The sequence below is a fragment of the Paenibacillus phytorum genome (genome assembly GCF_013141715.1).
GTDB lineage: Bacteria > Bacillota > Bacilli > Paenibacillales > NBRC-103111 > Paenibacillus_E > Paenibacillus_E phytorum.
The window spans coordinates 31,814-49,575 of record NZ_WHOA01000148.1 but is presented as its reverse complement, the minus strand read 5'-3'; the positions used below and the strand labels follow the sequence as shown (position 1 = coordinate 49,575).

At 42.5% G+C, this 17,762-nt stretch carries 18 protein-coding genes; 15 read left to right on the top strand and 3 right to left on the bottom strand.

Annotation, left to right across the window (positions count from 1 at the left end):
- Positions 1 to 139 precede the first annotated feature (139 nt).
- From GC098_RS22595 to GC098_RS22575, 5 genes are all read left to right on the top strand, one after another.
- Positions 140 to 295, top strand: coding sequence for a hypothetical protein (locus tag GC098_RS22595; RefSeq protein WP_171645478.1), 156 nt, complete (start codon positions 140 to 142; stop codon positions 293 to 295).
- A gap of 57 nt (positions 296 to 352) precedes the next feature.
- Positions 353 to 1,699, top strand: a complete 1,347-nt coding sequence (locus tag GC098_RS22590; protein WP_171645477.1) for an arsenic transporter — start codon at positions 353 to 355, stop codon at positions 1,697 to 1,699.
- A gap of 30 nt (positions 1,700 to 1,729) precedes the next feature.
- Positions 1,730 to 2,401, top strand: coding sequence for a YwrJ family protein (locus GC098_RS22585; protein ID WP_171645476.1), 672 nt, complete (start codon positions 1,730 to 1,732; stop codon positions 2,399 to 2,401).
- Between the two features lie 136 nt (positions 2,402 to 2,537).
- On the top strand, positions 2,538 to 4,088 hold the full coding sequence (locus GC098_RS22580) for an SAM-dependent methyltransferase (RefSeq protein ID WP_171645475.1): 1,551 nt from the start codon (positions 2,538 to 2,540) through the stop codon (positions 4,086 to 4,088).
- 36 nt (positions 4,089 to 4,124) lie between these two features.
- Positions 4,125 to 4,655, top strand: a complete 531-nt coding sequence (locus GC098_RS22575; RefSeq protein WP_171645474.1) for a hypothetical protein — start codon at positions 4,125 to 4,127, stop codon at positions 4,653 to 4,655.
- Between the two features lie 296 nt (positions 4,656 to 4,951).
- Here the strand turns inward: GC098_RS22575 and GC098_RS22570 are convergent, their stop codons facing one another.
- Complete coding sequence (locus GC098_RS22570; RefSeq protein WP_171645473.1) at positions 4,952 to 5,590, bottom strand: TerC family protein; 639 nt, start codon at positions 5,588 to 5,590, stop codon at positions 4,952 to 4,954.
- A gap of 151 nt (positions 5,591 to 5,741) precedes the next feature.
- A complete protein-coding gene (locus tag GC098_RS22565; RefSeq protein WP_246358841.1) occupies positions 5,742 to 6,473 on the bottom strand; it encodes a C40 family peptidase in 732 nt (243 codons plus the stop codon).
- 372 nt (positions 6,474 to 6,845) lie between these two features.
- On the opposite strand from GC098_RS22565, the gene GC098_RS22560 reads away from it, so the two are divergent.
- From GC098_RS22560 to GC098_RS22530, 7 genes are all read left to right on the top strand, one after another.
- A complete protein-coding gene (locus GC098_RS22560) occupies positions 6,846 to 7,367 on the top strand; it encodes a hypothetical protein (protein ID WP_171645472.1) in 522 nt (173 codons plus the stop codon).
- Between the two features lie 111 nt (positions 7,368 to 7,478).
- Positions 7,479 to 8,381, top strand: a complete 903-nt coding sequence (locus GC098_RS22555) for an S-layer homology domain-containing protein (protein ID WP_171645471.1) — start codon at positions 7,479 to 7,481, stop codon at positions 8,379 to 8,381.
- Between the two features lie 196 nt (positions 8,382 to 8,577).
- Positions 8,578 to 9,624 carry a LacI family DNA-binding transcriptional regulator gene (locus GC098_RS22550; RefSeq protein ID WP_171645470.1) on the top strand — a complete coding sequence of 349 codons (1,047 nt, stop codon included), beginning with the start codon at positions 8,578 to 8,580 and terminating at the stop codon, positions 9,622 to 9,624.
- A gap of 143 nt (positions 9,625 to 9,767) precedes the next feature.
- Positions 9,768 to 11,081, top strand: a complete 1,314-nt coding sequence (locus tag GC098_RS22545) for an ABC transporter substrate-binding protein (RefSeq protein ID WP_171645469.1) — start codon at positions 9,768 to 9,770, stop codon at positions 11,079 to 11,081.
- Positions 11,082 to 11,162: 81 nt separating this feature from the next.
- On the top strand, positions 11,163 to 12,047 hold the full coding sequence (locus GC098_RS22540) for a carbohydrate ABC transporter permease (RefSeq protein WP_171645468.1): 885 nt from the start codon (positions 11,163 to 11,165) through the stop codon (positions 12,045 to 12,047).
- Between the two features lie 13 nt (positions 12,048 to 12,060).
- Positions 12,061 to 12,900, top strand: a complete 840-nt coding sequence (locus GC098_RS22535) for a carbohydrate ABC transporter permease (protein ID WP_171645467.1) — start codon at positions 12,061 to 12,063, stop codon at positions 12,898 to 12,900.
- A 27-nt stretch (positions 12,901 to 12,927) separates the two neighbouring features.
- Positions 12,928 to 14,190: a Gfo/Idh/MocA family protein gene (locus GC098_RS22530; RefSeq protein WP_171645466.1), complete on the top strand. Its 1,263-nt coding sequence runs from the start codon at positions 12,928 to 12,930 to the stop codon at positions 14,188 to 14,190.
- A 59-nt stretch (positions 14,191 to 14,249) separates the two neighbouring features.
- On the opposite strand, the gene GC098_RS22525 is transcribed toward GC098_RS22530, so the two are convergent.
- A complete protein-coding gene (locus GC098_RS22525; RefSeq protein WP_171645465.1) occupies positions 14,250 to 14,810 on the bottom strand; it encodes a helix-turn-helix domain-containing protein in 561 nt (186 codons plus the stop codon).
- A 133-nt stretch (positions 14,811 to 14,943) separates the two neighbouring features.
- On the opposite strand from GC098_RS22525, the gene tdh reads away from it, so the two are divergent.
- The 3 genes from tdh (at position 14,944) to GC098_RS22510 (ending at position 17,624) form a co-directional block, all read left to right on the top strand.
- Positions 14,944 to 15,984: an L-threonine 3-dehydrogenase gene (gene tdh, locus GC098_RS22520; RefSeq protein WP_171645464.1), complete on the top strand. Its 1,041-nt coding sequence runs from the start codon at positions 14,944 to 14,946 to the stop codon at positions 15,982 to 15,984.
- A gap of 149 nt (positions 15,985 to 16,133) precedes the next feature.
- Positions 16,134 to 17,309 carry a glycine C-acetyltransferase gene (locus tag GC098_RS22515; RefSeq protein ID WP_171645596.1) on the top strand — a complete coding sequence of 392 codons (1,176 nt, stop codon included), beginning with the start codon at positions 16,134 to 16,136 and terminating at the stop codon, positions 17,307 to 17,309.
- A 141-nt stretch (positions 17,310 to 17,450) separates the two neighbouring features.
- Positions 17,451 to 17,624, top strand: a complete 174-nt coding sequence (locus GC098_RS22510) for a hypothetical protein (RefSeq protein WP_164484181.1) — start codon at positions 17,451 to 17,453, stop codon at positions 17,622 to 17,624.
- Positions 17,625 to 17,762: the final 138 nt, after the last annotated feature.

Sequence of the window (17,762 nt, the reverse complement as noted above, 5' to 3'; positions counted from 1 at the left end):
TCTTTTACTAGACAAGAGTGGAATATTTGAAAGAGGGGGGTAACCGTTTATAGCAAGATGAGTACAGGTCCCGTATACATACAGTATCAGTATCTACTAATGATAGATGGTGGTAGATGGTAGAAGGGAGGGGATGACAATGGTCGTCATGTTTATCATTATATTTGCAGGGATTCTACTTTTCTTTTTACTTAAACCGCCTTTACAGCCCGAAGTAGAAGTCGTTTATGAAACTGTATCTTCCGTAGATCTGAGTATACCGGAAATTTCCTACATCAAGAGAATAGACGCATGACACATAAGATTCAGAATGACAGTAAGATGACTTTTTCTAAAAGCGGGGTGAAAATTTATGATTGGTTCCGCCACGGTAACCCTTACGATAGCTGCATTTGTGATGACTGTTATCCTAATTCTTTGGCGTCCTAAAGATATGAACGAAGCGATCCCTGCAACGGCAGGTGCTATCCTTGTCCTTCTAAGCGGAAGTGTTTCTTTCGCTGATTTACTCCAAATTACAGATACCATCAGTGACGCTGCTATCACGATTATGGCTACTATTGTCATGGCGATTGTATTAGAAAGCTTTGGTTTCTTCCAATGGGCGGCTGAAGGTTTAATGGCAAGAGCCAAAGGATCAGGGATCCGTCTATTCTGGTATGTTAATCTACTTTGTTTTTTAATGACGCTATTCTTCAACAATGATGGCAGTATTATGATAACAACGCCCATATTACTCATCGTTCTAGAGAAACTAGGGTTAAAAAATCACCAGAAAATACCTTACTTACTTTCCGGTGCGCTAATCGCTACGGCTTCTAGCGCTCCTATAGGAGTTAGTAATATTGTTAATCTTATTGCGCTCAAAATTGTCGGAATGGACTTATATATGCACACATTAATGATGTTTATACCCTCTACGTTGGGGTTAATTGTATTTTTGTTACTATTATTCCTCTGTTTCTATCGCATTCTTCCAAAGAAATTACCAATAAACGCGATAGGACCGAGAAATCATCCTTTAAACAACGTTAAACTTCCAAGCACGCTGCCTGCCATTAAAGATCGAACAAAATTCATGAGAAATATATTACTGTTCGTGTTCATGGTTCGGGTAAGTCTATTTATTGCCTCCTATTACGGTATACCTGTAAGTATCGTAGCCGTGCTAGGTTCAACTGTTCTACTTGCATGGCGCTGGATTTATCTCAAAATATCTCCAGTCGATATGGTAAAGAAGACACCATGGCATATCCTCGTGTTTGCTTTTGGGATGTACGTTATCATATTTGGATTAAATAATATTGGCCTAACTCATATGCTTGTTAGTACCTTTAAACCATTAGTTTCAGGCGACTTATTAAATGGGAGCTTGCTAATGGGAGCACTAGTTACACTTCTTTCTACGTTAGTAAACAATCACCCTGCATTAATGATTGGAACACTAACGTTAACCGGTATGGAGCTAGACCCACTAACTTTAAAAGTAACCTACTTAGCCAGTGTAGTTGGTAGTGATCTAGGGGCTTTACTACTGCCTATCGGAACGCTAGCTTCGCTAATTTGGCTTCATATCCTTAAACAGCATAAAGTGAAAATAAGTTGGAAGGATTACTGTAAAGTCACGTTTATAACAATACCCCCTGCATTAATATTCACATTGATATGTCTCGCCTTTTGGGTTTACTGGATTTTTTAAAATAAAAACGAGATAAGGAGGTTATCAACCATGATGTTTTTCAATTCGTATATTGGTAAGATGGTACAGATTGAGTTGATTGGGGATGGGGATAAAATTGGCTACCTAATCGATGTAGGACCAGATATCATCGTCATTTACATGGAAAAGAAGTATTTATATCTTCCTATTGCTCATATTAGAAATATCACACTAAACTTAGACAAATCGATCACGGACTCTCCACCTGACCTCACTTTGCAAACGGGAGAAATCACCTACCACCAAATCTTAAGCAGTGCGGTCGATCGATTCGTAGAAATTTATATCTCCAATAATCAGACAATACACGGTTATGTGAGACATATTTCTCAAGACTACTTGGTGTTTCATTCGCCTCTTTATCAGATTATGTACATTCCTTTGTTTCATCTAAAATGGATTAGTCCATATCAAAATAATCAGACTCCCTATTCACAAGTACTAAGTCAATTAACACTTAGTTCACCTGATCCATCTTTTGCTCTGCTCCCGAATACTTTTGAACAATTGCTTAAAGAATTGGAAGGACAAATCGTCTGTTTAGACTCAGGTTTACATGCGAACAAGATTGGCTTGCTTCAGAAGCTGGACCTTCCATTTGCGGAACTAATCACGGCCGATGAGAAAAAGCTTCATTACAACATTCAACATATCAAGAATTGCATTCTCTTTAATAAATGAAAACAATTTTCTTAACAAGGTAGAAAGGTAGTTAACCTGAAATAGGGAACTGTCTTTCTATTTTTGATTAGGAGGCACTTTGTGGTAAGATGGGAGTTGTTTTTTCATAAAAATGGAGTAAAGTAGGTTCAAGTCGATGACACATAGGGATCAGAAGATTTATCGTTTCAGTGAAGCACCCATATGGGAGCTTCAGCGAACTTATTATGAAGAACAGGGAATTGGTGCATGGCAAAGTGAGGATGTTCCACAGTACATAACTAGTAACCCAAGTATTGCGGTTGCCTATGCCGAGATCGTATTTGGGTTTCTTCAAGATAGAGCGAGGCTTGGATACACGTTGGAGCCGGTCACGATACTGGAGCTTGGAGCGGGTTCGGGCAGGTTAGCCTATCATATCGTAAAGGAACTATGTGAGCTGAGGGATTATTCAGGGATAGTACTTCCTCCATTTCGATATGTGATGAGTGATCTGGCGTTCAAGAATATCGCTTTTTGGCAGCAGCACCGCAGCTTACTTCCCTTTGTGGAACAAGGGGTTCTGGACTTTGCACAATTTGATGCTGTGCACGGTACCGAGCTTCATTTGACGCAATCTGGTGATCGAATTAGGACGGGTGACTTGCAGCAGCCTCTGCTGGTCATAGCGAATTACTTTTTTGACAGTATTCCGCAAGAGCTGATCTATGTAGACGAAAACAAAATTTATGAATGTATGGTTTCTTTGCACTTCCCAGAAGGTGATGCCGAAAGCAGTGCTGCAGATATGCTGAAGAACGTCATTCCCGAGTATCATTATCGAAGAGCAGATGAATATGAACAGGAATCGTACCCTTATCGAGAGGTTGTAGGGTTGTATTCGCAGAAGCTGGAGGATTCCCATATCCTCTTTCCGGCAGTTGGTCTGCAATGTTTGGAACGACTTGGTCGGCTCTCGCAAGAGGGATTTCTCCTGCTCACTGCGGATAAAGGTGATCATCGAATTGAGAACTGGGAATATAACGAACCTCCAAAGTTGATTCATCATGGAAGCTTTTCCCTGACAGCCAATTATCATGCCATTGGGTATGTCTTTGAGCAAAAGGGTGCCATGAGCTTATTCACATCACATCCCTATAACCATTTGAACATAGGGTGTATGCTTATGGTGCCAAATCCGCACAGTTATGGTCTTACACGCTTAGCCTATAGACGGTTTGTCGAGCGTTTTGGTCCAGATGATTTTTTCAGTATCAAAGAATGGTTTGATTCGCATTTGGATCTCATGGAAATTAACCAACTCTTAGCTTTTTGGCGTTTGGGTGGGTATGATGCGCAATTGTTCCTCCAAAGCGCGAAGCGCCTCTCGAATCTGATTCCCACGTGTGATGAAGAAGAATTATCGGACATTCGACAAGGTATACTTCTGATGTGGGATGGGTATTATCCGATGGAGTTAAACCGTGACTTAGCTTTGGACTGCGCTATGTTATTGTATCAAATGGATATGTTCAAGGATGCTTTGCTATTCTTCGAGCGGACCAACAATGAGTACAGGAATGACGCCTCGGTGCTTTATGAGATGGCTATTTGCTATTACGAGGTCGGTGAAGATGCTGCAGCTAGGGATTTTGCTCGTAATACCTTAGAATTAGCACCAGAACACGAAGGTGCTTTAGCGCTTATGACGCTGTTTCCATCATTGTGATTTTGCAAAGAATATATAATAAAAGTGGTGAGTTTCTTGGAGGAGCAGCAGCTGAGAGCCAAAGAATTATTCGATTTGTATCGAGGGCATTTTTTTCAAATGCATCGTGATGGTGTTTTCGAAGAATATAAGACATACGAAATTGAAAGTCAAATTGAAATTGACTGGTACAACGAATGGATCGATAACTACACGAATCATCTATCGATAAGAGACTGGGAAGCGATCACAAGTTTAGAGTCACTAGCCAAATATTATCAGGATTCTCGAATTCTTGACAATGTGATTGCCTTTGCTTCGCGCCATATTATGGGAGCCGATAGTATCGTTAAGCTTATGTACGCCGAAAAACTGATGGATTTAATTAAATCTTTAAAAAAGGTAGTTTCTAGAGAAATAAGGCATACGGCTTATCAACTTACCTATAAGATGCTAGAAGATGTTATTTCAAAACCATTAATCATTGACCCAGGACATGAGCTGAATCAATATAACTTAAAAGACAAGAAATCGCTCAACAGCAGGGCTAAAAAAAGCATGGACGAGATTAGAAATGTTCGGGATTGACCTTTATTTTAAATTCGATTATGCAGAACCTTCGGTTCTGTTTTTTTGTGCTTGCTGACATAATGGCAGTTGTACAAGCAAATTAGTAAATATTTCATAGAATAAATCATATATTCACAATTACTATAAAGGAGAGGATAGATATGGCTTGTGGGTCACAAGCCTTGGGGGTTTGCTCTGAGTGGTATGGCTACCGCCTCTGGACCGGATTTTATGTGCTAAAAAGAACCAGTGCAAATCAGATTTTGGTACTGATGGGGAAATCCTTTTAAGACACTTGTAAGATGAAAGGGATGTCAATACGTCTTCCTCCAAAGATTGAACCAACCCATACTGCATATCACGCACATGGCGGTGATGGCCATTAAATCGAACCATTCCTCTTGCAGCAAGTGCAGGATGTCTGGTTCTTTTTTTAGCTGAAGGACAGCTAACTGGGCTAATAAGCCGGCGATGGCAACTTCAATCCAGGGCATTTTTGTAATGAATTCTTCCATTTTAGAGGAAAATAAAAAGATGAGACATAAAGCCGGCAATACGCCCATTGCGATGAATAATAAGTTATCTGATAGCCTGGCTGTCAGCAAGATACTATCAATACTCATGATTAAATCTAAGGTTGCAATACTGCTGAAAATGAATAGATAGGTTAAATGTCTTCTCATCATTTTCTTAGGCATGACCATCCGAATGGCGAAGAAGAACATAATGAGGGCCGTTGCAACATTGATGTAGGGCACATCTGACATCGATTGTACACATGCAATATATAGAATACGAAACAAGCAGAGGAGCATAAAAAGATAAAATTTGATCTTACCGCTGAGATTATATTTATGAAGAGACAGCTGGATCATAATCGCGTTATCGATATTCGTGAATAAATTGTACATGAAAATAATGAACCAATCCTGCATATATGGTTGTCCTCTCATGTAAAACTCATGCCTGTCCGTCGGAAGCTAAGATCATTATATGTGTCTATTACCCAAATAAACCAAATACTTCAATAGGAGATGAAACGATGAAGAACCCTCCTTTTAGAAAAAGGAAGGGTTCTTATTTAAGTTATAGAGCTCTAATGGCTTAGACTCTGCGGCCTGTGATGTAATGGCTTGTCCAATATGAGCTATTGAGGTCACCGACGACTACACCTTTGTTCGGCAAATTGTTAATGAATTGTCCATTCCCTATGTAGATGCCCACATGGTTAATTTGACCTGGTGTACTTACACTGAAAAATACCAAATCACCCGGTTGGAGCTGATTGCGTGGAATGTATGAGCCCAATTTGGCTTGAGCCTTAGATCCCCAAGGAATTTGAACGCCATTTAGTTGAAATACATATTGCGTGAAGGAAGAACAATCTAAACGCAAACGCTGTTGATCTCTCGAACCAAATACATATTTGACCCGGCCTTTAAATGAGTTAGCTGTTTTGATAATTTTATTCGCTAAACTGCCGCCAGTAGCGGGATTAGAAGGCGCAGGAGAAGGAGAAGGAGAAGGAGAAGGAGAAGGCTTATTTTCATGTACGGTTACATAAGCGCGTGAAACATAGCCCTGTTTTCCATTGTAATCGACTAAAACCCAGTAGTCATTGGCAGCTTCAACAGGCAATACAGTGCCTTGTTTAATAAATCCCCAAACGGGAGCGTTCGTACTCTGATCGGCTCGGAAGTTAACACCCTTATTCACGGTTGCAGTTGCTACAGGGGCAGCAAGAGCACTTGTGGAAAAGCCACTAAACATGGAGAGCGCTAAGCCTAAAGATAATATTGTCTTTTTTCCAAGGTAGTTCTTATTCTTTTTTTGCATGAATTAACTTCCTCCTTTTGGTATAAAAGCTGAGGCGAATCTCGCATCTACACTCACTTTATCATAGTTGAAAACCCCTAAAATTTACCGAATAGAGCCGAAAGCCATAACGCTCCTAGCATAATTCGCATTATTAGAATTTCGTTAGAATTTGATGAGTAATAATTCCTTGACAGGTAAATTTATATCTTTTTAACATTGAAAGCACTTTCGGACCAATTAGTCATAGTAGGAGACAGCAAGACGTAGAGGTTTGACGCGGCAGTTGGTTATTTGGTAGGACCTGAGGATTTCATGTGATGATGGATAAAAGGAAACCAATTAGTTTTCACGAATTTATTTAAAACTACATTAGAAATGAGAATTCAAAAAATGAATATCAAAGACTTACAAGAAATTGCAGAAAAGCTCAATCATAATCAAATACCATATTCCCTTGGTGGGAGCGGTTTACTGTTTTATTTGGGGCTCGTCGATAAAGTTAATGATTGGGATATTGTTGTGGAATGCCCAAAGGAAAAACTGATTGAGGTTTTAGACGACTTACCATGGACGGAACTTAAAAGTGGGGACTATCCATATGCAAGTGAGTTTCGCATCCATGTTCCCTCTTTGCATATTGATTTTATTGGCTCCTTCGCATTGCAAAACACCAAAGGAACAGTGGGTTTTCCCATTGAAAACGCGGCAATTTGGCATGGTGTCCAAGTCAGTCCCCCTGAAATATGGTGTGTTGCCTATCTAATGATGGGTAGGAAGTATAAAGCAGATCTCTTATTAAACTATCTTAAAGGCAATCGTATAAATAAACAGTTGATGTTGAATTTTATAGGTAATGATCATTTAGATGACGAATTTAAACAAGAATTACTTTCGGTCATGGAGCGGAAATAAAGTCTTCTTTTATATAGTAAAATCATTTGCAACATTATTTGTCTGCTCTGCGTTAAGTAAGTAACTCAGAAACGGGTTATACAAAAACAGGCCCAAAGGAGAACAGAGCAGATGAAAAAAATAGCCGCGTTAACGTTAACAACTTTATTGTGCAGTAGTTTGACATTCGGTTCAGCTTTTGCATTTTCGGATTTAGATGAAGGACAAGCGGAATCCATTCTGGCCCTGAAAGACCGTGGTGTCGTAAGCGGGATCGATCAGGAGCACTTTGTTCCTAAAGGTAAAATTAGCTATGCACAGAGCGTGCAAATGATTGTAAAAGGCTTGGACCTGAACTTAGATTTAATGAAGTTCAAAAAACAGCCAGTAGCAACGGATATGTATACGAACATAGCGAATGACGCTTGGTATGCGGACGCCTTTATCATTGCTCATTATCACGGGTTGGAGATTCCAAAGGATGTGAACCCGAATGCAACGATTACGCGCGAACAGTTTGGGGACTTATTAGTTCGTGCCTTAGAAAAGAAAGGCAATTTCCCGCTGGTCAAAATGTTCATCATGATCAAGGATGAGGATCAAATTACGATTGATTATCAAGGCACTTTACAGAGACTTCTGCTTTATAAAATTACTACTCTTGATAAGGATGGTAAGTTTAATCCTAAAAGTGAGCTCACGCGTGGAGAAGCAGCGGGTTGGCTCTATAACGCTATTCGCGTAATGGAAGCTAATACTCAAAAACCGGCTCCAACTGAAGAAGTTGCGGTAAAGGTTGAGAAAGTAAATGATGATGTTAATAAGGTAACGCTTTCCAGAGGAGATAAACCTAACACAGGCTACGGTATTGAAGTTAATGCGATCCAGTTTAACGAAGATGGTCAGGCTGTCATTACGTATACTTTGCTCGACCCGAAACCTGACATGATGTATGCTCAGGTGATTACCGAAGCGAAAACTGTCACATACATTTCGTCCAAGTATAAGGTAACAGCTGAACCTGCGCCTTCGTAATAAATGTCTAGATTGTAAAAAAGTGCTGCAACCCTTATTAAAAGGTGTCAGCACTTTTTTTGTGATTTAAGGTGTCAAACGTATTGACAACTCATAAAGAGATGAACTATTCTGTAAGAAAGCGTTTACCCCAAACATCAGGATAACGTTTGGGCAAAAGTTGGATATAAGGTTTGGATAGAAGGAGCTGTATGAAATGCCTACTCTCAAAGATATTGCAGATTTAGTCGGAGTCTCCATTTCAACAGCCTCACGTGTGGTGAGAAATGATACCAGCAGGCACATCAACCCGGAGACGAAGGCCAAGGTTTGGGAGGCTGTGCGTCAATTGAATTACACACCAAATGAATCGGCGCGTCACCTTGTAAACAAACAAAAGGTAGAGAAAAAGCAGACGAAGCAAATTGGCTGCATCATTCAAACGGCTCGTCAGAAAGACGATCACCCTTATTACTCTCCGATCATTACTGCTTTTACCAAGAAAATATTGGAATCTGGTTATTCTTTGGGTTTCATGCATACCTCTGATGAGCTTAAAGACGAAGCGCTTCTGCATCGTTGCATACATGATATACAAGTCGATGGCATTATTATCGTTGGTGAAGTAGGCCCCGAGATCGTTGACTATTTGCTAAAAGTGGATGAACTAGCACTGATCGGTATTTGTACGAACGGTACGGAAATTACGATGGTTGATTACGACCGTATTCACGCCGCGAAGTCAGCTGTCGATCACCTCATTTCGCAAGGGCACCAATCGATCGGTTTTGTCGGCGGGCCAGGTCATACAAGTGAATTAAACAGCGAAGAGAGATTTCAGGGCTTTAAATTTGCCATGTACGATGCGGGTATTCCTTTAAACAAAGAATGGGTGATAGACACCCGGTGGGAAATCGACCGCAGTTACGAGAGTATCATGGAGCGCTTGAAGCGAACAGATTTGGAACGACCTACGGCTATATTTTCAGCGAGTGACCAATTAGCGATTCCAGCTATGCGAGCTGTCATTGAGAACCAATTGCGCATTCCAGAGGATATTGCTTTCATCTCGATGGATAATATTGATTTTGCCCAATATACAACACCGCCATTATCGTCGGTTCATGTACCAAAAGTCGAAATAGGCACAACAGCAGCTTCAACCTTGTTGGATATGCTGAATGGCGAGCAACCGCAGCTTTCCAAAGTGCTGCTTCCACATCGACTTATTGTGAGACAATCTTCTGTATTTACGAGAAACTAAATTTTTTTAGTATCTTGGATAACGTTGTCCAGAATTTGGCACCAATTAATTTATGGGAAATGAAGGGGGGTGAAATAGGTTTTCGGCGTATGTACGATTTGCATTTTCGATCATAAAAAATGAAAAAAAAGGGTGATAGCGAAATGGTCAACAATACAAAAAAGGTTGTTCTCATCACAACGCTCATGTCGGCGATGGTTATTGTAAGCGCTTGCGGTAATTCTGGTTCATCTAACTCTACTTCCACAACAGCTCCCAAAACCGATGGAAAGGCTACAGCTACTGCATCTGGTGAAAAAGTGACAATTACGTATGGCGGCTGGAGTATGGATACGATGACCGATGTCATCAAAGCGTTCCAAGCGAGTCACCCGAATATTGAAGTAAAAGCGGAAAATACGCCGTACAAACAATATTTCACCAAATTAGAAACGGCCGCTCAAGGCGGGACAATGCCTGACGTGCTTTGGATGAATGGTCCTAATTTCGTCAAGTATGCAGGTAACGGCATGTTGAAGGATTTGACAGAGACGATCAAGACCGATCAGTTAGATCTCACCAAATATCCAACCTCGCTGGTTTCGCTCTATAGTCTGGGCGGCAAAAATTATGGAATTCCTAAAGACTTTGACACGATTGGCTTATGGTACAACAAAAAGTTGTTCGATGATAAAGGGATTCCTTATCCTGACGGCACGTGGGATTGGAGCAAGTTAACGGAAGCAGCTAAGAAATTAACAGACCCTGCTAAAGGCATATATGGCTTCGCGGCTCCAATGATGAATCAGGAGGATTTCTATAACACTATTCTTCAGGCTGGTGGCAATGTCATTTCGGAAGATCATAAGAAATCAGGCTTTGATCAACCGGAAGCAATTGAAGGTTTGAAATTTCTAACGGATCTGATTCAAGTGCATAAAGTATCTCCGACACTAGCTCAAATGACGGAAACGGCTCCTGCCGATATGTTCACATCAGGCAAACTCGCTATGTATTTTGACGGCTCTTGGGCAGCGTTTACTATCAATCAAAATGCTGAGATGAAAAACAATGCTGACGTAGCCGTGCTGCCAAAAGGGAAAAAGCAAGGCGTTGTCATTCACGGTCTGGGTAATGTCATATCCGCGAACACCAAACATCCGAAAGAAGCATGGGAATTCGTTAAATTCCTTGGCTCCAAGGAAGCGGCTGAAATCGCTGCGAAGCAAGGTGGAGCAATTCCAGCTTATAAAGGCAGCGAGGCTTCCTGGTTAGCAACATTCCCGCAATATAAAGCAAAAGCTTTCATTGACATGGCAGAGTATGCAACGCCATACCCTGTGTCCAAAAATACTTCGGTTTGGAATACGTACGAAACAGAAATTTTGAAAAATGCATGGACGGGAGATAAACCGGTAGCTGATGCGGCCAAAGAGCTCGGAGCTAAGATGAACCAAGCATTAGCAGCAGAAAAATAAGGATCAGGAGATCCGTTTCGGAAAGCAACGTTCGAAAGCGGATCTCCTTCCCCAATTCCACTCATAGGAGAGTGAGTAAACATGCGATTCAGCTCGAAGCGATTATCCGATTGGAAGTGGGCATATATCATGATTATGCCACTAATGCTTGGCCTGCTGGTGTTTTATATTTGGCCTGTGTTCCAAACCTTTTATTTTTCCTTTACGGAATGGGGGGCTTTTGGCAAATACACCTGGACTGGCTTGGCGAATTACAAGGTACTGTTTACGGATAAAGAGCTGCTTCACGCTATCCGAAATACTAGCATTTATATCGTCCTAGCTGTGCCGATCGGGATCATCCTGGCTATTCTGTTGGCTGTTCTGCTGAACCAGAAGGTCAAAGGGTTGTCCATATATCGCACATTGTATTTTCTTCCGGTCATCACTATGCCGGCCGCGATCGCAATGGTCTGGAAATGGCTGTACAATTCTGATTTCGGTTTGATCAATTACTTACTTGGTTTATTGTCAATTCCTGGTCCTCACTGGTTGACTGATAATCGTACAGCATTATTATCGATTATTATTGTTGCTATATGGTGTTCCATTGGCAGCCACATGATTATATTTCTATCCGGACTCCAAGGTATCTCAGCTTCCTACTATGAAGCCGCATCCATTGACGGTGCGGGGCCTGTAACCAAATTTATGCGTATTACGATACCTCTCTTGACGCCAACCATTTTTTTCGTACTGGTTACTTCATTGATTGGCGCCTTTCAGGTATTCGACTTCATATATATGATGGTAGGCGATATCGTCATGGAATCAACGCAGTCGATTGTGTTCTTATACTACAAATACGGCTTCTTGAAAAATAACAAGGGTTATGCGTCTTCAATCGCTGTCCTGCTGTTTACCATTATTATGATAATTACGTATATTCAAATGAAAATACAGAAGAAATGGGTTCACTACGAATGAGGGGGGCAGCTGTATGAACACCAAAATCCATCAACGAAAATCGGTTCAGACCGGGTTCATTCATCTTATTCTTATCCTAGGTGCTGTCATCATGGTAACTCCCTTCATCTGGATGTTTCTTACATCGGTGAAAACGTTAGGAGAGTCAACAGCGATACCTCCGGTTCTACTTCCTAAAACGTTTCAATGGAGCAATTACACGAAGGTATTTGTGAACTTGCCATTTTTCACTTTTTATTGGAATACCTTTATTACAACGTTGGTAAAAGTAATCGGCCAATTAATCATTTGCTCTCTTGCTGCTTATGCTTTTGCCCGAATTAACTTTCCGGGGCGTCATTTCTTTTTCATTCTGATGCTGTCCGTACTTATGGTGCCGGGCCAAGTATTCCTCATTCCGCAGTATATGATTATGAAAGACCTAGGATGGCTCAACTCGCTTACCGCACTCATTGTTCCAGGCTTATTCAGCGCATTCGGCACATTTCTGCTGCGTCAATTTTTCATGACACTTCCGCACGAGCTGGAAGAAGCCGCTAAGCTTGACGGCTGCAATCAATTTCGTATTTATTGGCAGATCATGCTTCCTTTAGCAAAATCGGGGATGATCGCTCTCGCTATTTTCACCATGCTGTGGTCGTGGAACGATCTGATGTGGCCGCTTATCGTTAACAGTTCACCGGACAAAATGGTGCTGTCAGCGGGCATTGCGTTCCTCCAAGGCGAGCATAAAACGAATTATACGATTATTATGGCAGGCTCTATGATGGCTATTTTGCCTATGATTATTATCTTCTTTATTTTCCAACGTTCATTTATTCAAGGGATTGCTTTTACAGGCAGCAAGTCCTAACAGACAACATAAGGAGAGAGACCAACTATGCAAAAAGTTACAGCCATTCTGCTGGGAGCCGGCAATCGCGGTGCCCAAGCTTATGCGCCTTACGCGCTTAATTATCCTCACGAACTTGATATTATCGCGGTAGCAGAGCCGGATGAAGCTAGAAGATCAGCTTTTGCTGCTGCTCACCGAATCCCACAGGAGCATGCCCATGCGGATTGGGAAGAGCTTTTGGCGCAGCCGAAGCTGGCGGATATCGCCATTATCTGTACGCAGGATCAGATGCATTATGAACCGACGTTGAAGGCGCTAGAGCTTGGTTATCACGTCCTTCTTGAAAAACCGATGTCTCCTAGTCCAGAAGAATGCGTTGAAATGGAGCGTATGGCTAAAAAGCATAATCGCTTGCTGACGATATGCCATGTACTGCGTTATACGGCGTTCTGGACAGCGATGAAACGTGTCATCGATGAAGGGAAGATTGGACAAATTGTCTCCATTCAACTCAATGAGAATGTCGGCAATATGCATATGGCGCACAGCTTTGTACGCGGCAACTGGAATAACTCGGACCTATCAAGTCCGATGATTTTGGCCAAATCGTGCCACGATATGGATATTTTATCGTATATCATGGGAGAGCCTTGCGAGCGTGTGAGTTCTTTCGGATCACTTATGCATTTTAATGCAGAGAACGCGCCCGAAGGCGCGCCTGCACGTTGTCTCGACGGCTGTCCGGCGGAAGCCAGCTGCCAATACTATGCGCCTAAATATTATTTGGGCTCCGGCAAGAACTGGGCAGCAAAGTTCACAACGGATACTAGCTTAGAGGGTATACTTGAGGCGCTGCGCACAACGCCATACGGCAAATGCGTGTACCGCAGCGATAACAACGTCGTTGACCATCAGGTAGTGAATATGGAATTTGCCAGCGGAGCTACTGCGATGTTCAGCATGTGCGGGTTTACACGGGATAATACGCGCATTGTGCAAGTCATGGGAACAAAGGGTGAAATCAGAGGCAACATGGAAGAGCATACATTCACTGTAACTGATTTTGTGACGAATGAGCAGAATGCGATTCATGTCCATGCATCCGAAGAAGGGCATAGCGGCGGCGATGTGGGCATCGTGCGCAGTTTTATTCGCGAGGTTCGTGGATATGCAGGGGGAGAAAGTGAATCATCCGCGGCTGCTTCTGTGCGAAGCCATCTAATGGCGTTTGCTGCCGAGGAATCGCGTGTGAATGGCGGAAAGCCGATTGAAATCGAGCAATTCTACAAGACATTTGTCAAGGTATAATGAGAAAAAAAAACGCAAGCGGCCTTGGTATTCGGCAGCTTGCGTTCTTTAATAGAAAATTAAGAAGGCGGATAGTAAATTAAGGTTTTATAGACGGCTTTAGCTTCAGATGTATTCGTATACGTATGTGGCCGATCTGCTGTGAAGTGAATGGCATCGCCAGCATTGAGCGTATAGCTTTCCTGGGAGATCGTTAGATCCAGACTTCCTTCTACCATGAGAATGTATTCTTCAACGCCCTCATTATGAGGCTCGGAGGCATGGCTGCAGTCGCGATCCATTTCGACCGTATAAATTTCAAAGCTCTTTTGAGGGTGAAAAGGGAAGAGCGGGAACGCACGATACTGTCCATCTTCCTCTTCAAATGGCGAAAGCCCGGCTGCGCGGATAACCGTAATCTTCGGTTCGGTATCTTCGATTAGACTTGTAAACGAAATTTGTAAGCCACTCACAATTTTCCAAAGTACAGAAATCGTCGGATTCGAATCTCCTCGTTCAATTTGCCCTAGCATTGCTTTGCTAACCCCTGTCAGATCAGCGACTTGATCTAAGCTTAATCCTCTTGTTTTGCGAATATTTAAAAGTTTTCGACCCACCATTTTATGTATCGGTTCGTTCATATCAGGTCCCCCAATATTTATTTTCCGTTTTGTCAAAATGCCTATTTACAATATAACATACATTTGTATAATATGGTATATAGATGATAAAACGCACGTTTGTGCATTATATTAAACTAATGGGGGAACGATGATGAGCGCTACTATGATTGGATTGGTCAAAGAGCACAGGGGACCTGGTGCCATATTGAAAGAAGTTCCTATTCCGACTTGCGGAGCCGATGAGGTTCTTGTCCGCATTAAAGCAACATCGATATGTGGAACAGATTTACATATTTACAATTGGGATGCCTGGGCAGACAAAACCGTTGTAACGCCGAACGTCTTTGGTCATGAATTCGCAGGCATTGTTGTGGAAGTCGGAGAACGGGTCACGGGTGTTGCAATCGGTGATTATGTTTCTGCGGAAGGCCACATGGTATGCGGTTCCTGCAAAGCATGCCGAACAGGGAATGCGCATGTTTGCCCGAATACGAGAAGCTTCGGGATTACGGCACCTGGCTGCTTTGCCGAATATGCCGTTGTGAAGGCAACCAACATTATTCATAATGCTCCTGATCTGCCTTATGAAATCGCTTGCTTGCAGGACCCGCTTGGTAACGCAGTGCAAACGGTTCTGTCCGGCGACATTGTAGGAAAGTCAGTTGCCATCATTGGTGTGGGTCCGATTGGCTTATTGGCCATTCAAGTAGCAAAGGCTTGCGGAGCAGGAACAATTTATGCCGCGGATATTAACCCAAACCGCTTGGAGCTCGCTCGGCAAATGGGTGCGGATGTTACGATTAACGCCATGGAAACGCGTATGTCCAAGGCTATCCGAGAAATGACGGATGGAGAAGGCGTTGATGTTGTTCTTGAAATGTCCGGCAATCCTCAGGCGATCGTAGACGGCTTTGAAGCTGCCGCCAACGCGGGCAGAGTGTCCTTACTCGGCATTCCAACCAAAGAGGTGAGCCTTGACCTTACGAATCAAATTATTTTTAAAGGGCTACGCGTTGAAGGGATTACTGGGCGAAAGATGTACGAAACTTGGTATCAAATGAAGGGATTGCTGAACCAGAAGCGAATTGATCTGGCAGCGGTTATCACGCATAGATTTACATTAGATCAGTATGAGGAAGCCTTCCAGTTAATGAATCAAGGTCAATGCGGCAAAATAGTATTTGCACACTAAAGCAAATCTCTAAAGCGGATGCTTACGAAGTAAGTTTTGCTCCGCAAAATTCCAAAGCGGATACTTACGAAGTAAGTTTTGCTCCGCAAAACTCCAAAGCGGATGCTTACGAAGTAAGTTTTGCTCCGCAAAACTCTGAGGAGGTTCACATGAACTATTTAAATGATTTGGCAGCGGATATCGAAGGGTGGAAGCGAGAAGGAAGATACCGCTCCATTAAAGTATGGGAGAGCGGTTCTGACTCCTGGATGTACCTAAATGGTAAGAAAGTTCTTCAAATGTCTTCCAATAACTATTTGGGCTTGACCCATCATCCGAAGCTTAAGGAAGCTGCCATCGCAGCTATCGAGAAGTATGGGGTTGGCAGCGGTTCTGTGCGAACGATAACGGGTACTCTCGATATTCACGATGAACTGGAGATCGAGCTGGCCAAGTTTAAAGGCACTGAGGCGGCCCTTGTGTTTCAGTCCGGTTTTACAACGAACCAAGGCGCATTGTCAGCTGTTCTTGGACCCGACGATGTGGTGATTAGCGATGAGCTGAATCACGCGAGTATTATTGATGGCATTCGCTTAACGAAGGCAAGCCGCAAAATTTTCGCCCACAAGGACATGAATCAGCTTGAAGCCATTTTGAAAGAAACGCAAAAGCATCGTAAACGCGTCGTTGTAACAGATGGTGTATTCAGTATGGATGGCGATATCGCTCCGCTTCCCGACATTGTTCAACTAGCGGAAACCTATGACGCTATTGTTTATGTGGATGATGCCCACGCGAGTGGAGTCCTTGGCACGAACGGTAAAGGTTCGACAGACCATTTCGGTCTTCATGGAAGAGTGCATATCCAAATAGGCACCTTATCCAAAGCAATCGGAGCCGTTGGTGGCTATGTTGCCGGTGCCCAGCTCTTGAAAGAGCATTTGATTCATACGGCAAGGCCGTTTCTGTTCAGTACCTCGCAACCGCCTGCGGTTGCAGCAACGTGCTTGGCCGCTATTCAAGTGCTTAAGGAAAGCTCGGACTTAGTAACAAAGCTTTGGGATAACGCTAATGGATTCCGAGCTGCTTTACAGCAGTTAGGTTTTGATACTGGCGCAAGTGAGACACCTATCATACCGATTATCATAGGCGATCCCGCACAAACCATGCGCTTTTCGGATCGTTTGCTGGAAGAAGGTGTGTTCGCCCAAGGTATCATTTATCCGACGGTCGCTATGGATAAAGGCCGAGTGCGGCTTATTGTAACGGCTCAGCATACAAAGGAAGACTTATCTTTTGCCTTAGATAGACTGCAGAAGGTCGGTCAGGAGTTTGGATTGATCTAGAAAAAGTAAAAAGTGCTGCCAACCTCTGAACAAGGGTGGCAGCATTTTTTTTGTGCTTTTGGAACCATACCATTTGGATATGTCCGACTCTTATTCTCTCACATAGGATATATCATCCTATTTTTATAGGAGGTGAGAGAAATGAAAGTGAACTATTATACGTTAACTTTGGGTTTATTAGGAGCTGCCAAACTGATATTGAACGCTTACGGATTAGATATTATTCAAGACGATGAGATGAATGCGATTGCTAATGGCGTAGCGGCTGTCTTATCTATAATCGGGGTTTACACCAACCATCAAAAACCTGTCTAAATACCGAGGTTCAGGGCGATAACAGGGATGGAAAATTACGGCTTATTCCAAATAGGATAAGCTTTTTTATTTTACCAAACAATGTTTAATCATGGACTACGCCGCGGTAGGGGAATACTAACGGAGCAATCACCATTC

What these genes read in the sequence shown, in the direction of transcription:
- GC098_RS22595 (WP_171645478.1), top strand. Translation starts at nt 140, where the DNA reads ATGGTCGTCATGTTTATCATTATATTTGCAGGGATTCTACTTTTCTTT.
- GC098_RS22590 (WP_171645477.1), top strand. Translation starts at nt 353, where the DNA reads ATGATTGGTTCCGCCACGGTAACCCTTACGATAGCTGCATTTGTGATG.
- GC098_RS22585 (WP_171645476.1), top strand. Translation starts at nt 1,730, where the DNA reads ATGATGTTTTTCAATTCGTATATTGGTAAGATGGTACAGATTGAGTTG.
- GC098_RS22580 (WP_171645475.1), top strand. Translation starts at nt 2,538, where the DNA reads ATGACACATAGGGATCAGAAGATTTATCGTTTCAGTGAAGCACCCATA.
- GC098_RS22570 (WP_171645473.1), bottom strand. Translation starts at nt 5,590, where the DNA reads ATGAGAGGACAACCATATATGCAGGATTGGTTCATTATTTTCATGTAC.
- GC098_RS22565 (WP_246358841.1), bottom strand. Translation starts at nt 6,473, where the DNA reads ATGCAAAAAAAGAATAAGAACTACCTTGGAAAAAAGACAATATTATCT.
- GC098_RS22560 (WP_171645472.1), top strand. Translation starts at nt 6,846, where the DNA reads ATGAATATCAAAGACTTACAAGAAATTGCAGAAAAGCTCAATCATAAT.
- GC098_RS22555 (WP_171645471.1), top strand. Translation starts at nt 7,479, where the DNA reads ATGAAAAAAATAGCCGCGTTAACGTTAACAACTTTATTGTGCAGTAGT.
- GC098_RS22550 (WP_171645470.1), top strand. Translation starts at nt 8,578, where the DNA reads ATGCCTACTCTCAAAGATATTGCAGATTTAGTCGGAGTCTCCATTTCA.
- GC098_RS22545 (WP_171645469.1), top strand. Translation starts at nt 9,768, where the DNA reads ATGGTCAACAATACAAAAAAGGTTGTTCTCATCACAACGCTCATGTCG.
- GC098_RS22540 (WP_171645468.1), top strand. Translation starts at nt 11,163, where the DNA reads ATGCGATTCAGCTCGAAGCGATTATCCGATTGGAAGTGGGCATATATC.
- GC098_RS22535 (WP_171645467.1), top strand. Translation starts at nt 12,061, where the DNA reads ATGAACACCAAAATCCATCAACGAAAATCGGTTCAGACCGGGTTCATT.
- GC098_RS22530 (WP_171645466.1), top strand. Translation starts at nt 12,928, where the DNA reads ATGCAAAAAGTTACAGCCATTCTGCTGGGAGCCGGCAATCGCGGTGCC.
- GC098_RS22525 (WP_171645465.1), bottom strand. Translation starts at nt 14,810, where the DNA reads ATGAACGAACCGATACATAAAATGGTGGGTCGAAAACTTTTAAATATT.
- tdh (WP_171645464.1), top strand. Translation starts at nt 14,944, where the DNA reads ATGAGCGCTACTATGATTGGATTGGTCAAAGAGCACAGGGGACCTGGT.
- GC098_RS22515 (WP_171645596.1), top strand. Translation starts at nt 16,134, where the DNA reads ATGAACTATTTAAATGATTTGGCAGCGGATATCGAAGGGTGGAAGCGA.
- GC098_RS22510 (WP_164484181.1), top strand. Translation starts at nt 17,451, where the DNA reads ATGAAAGTGAACTATTATACGTTAACTTTGGGTTTATTAGGAGCTGCC.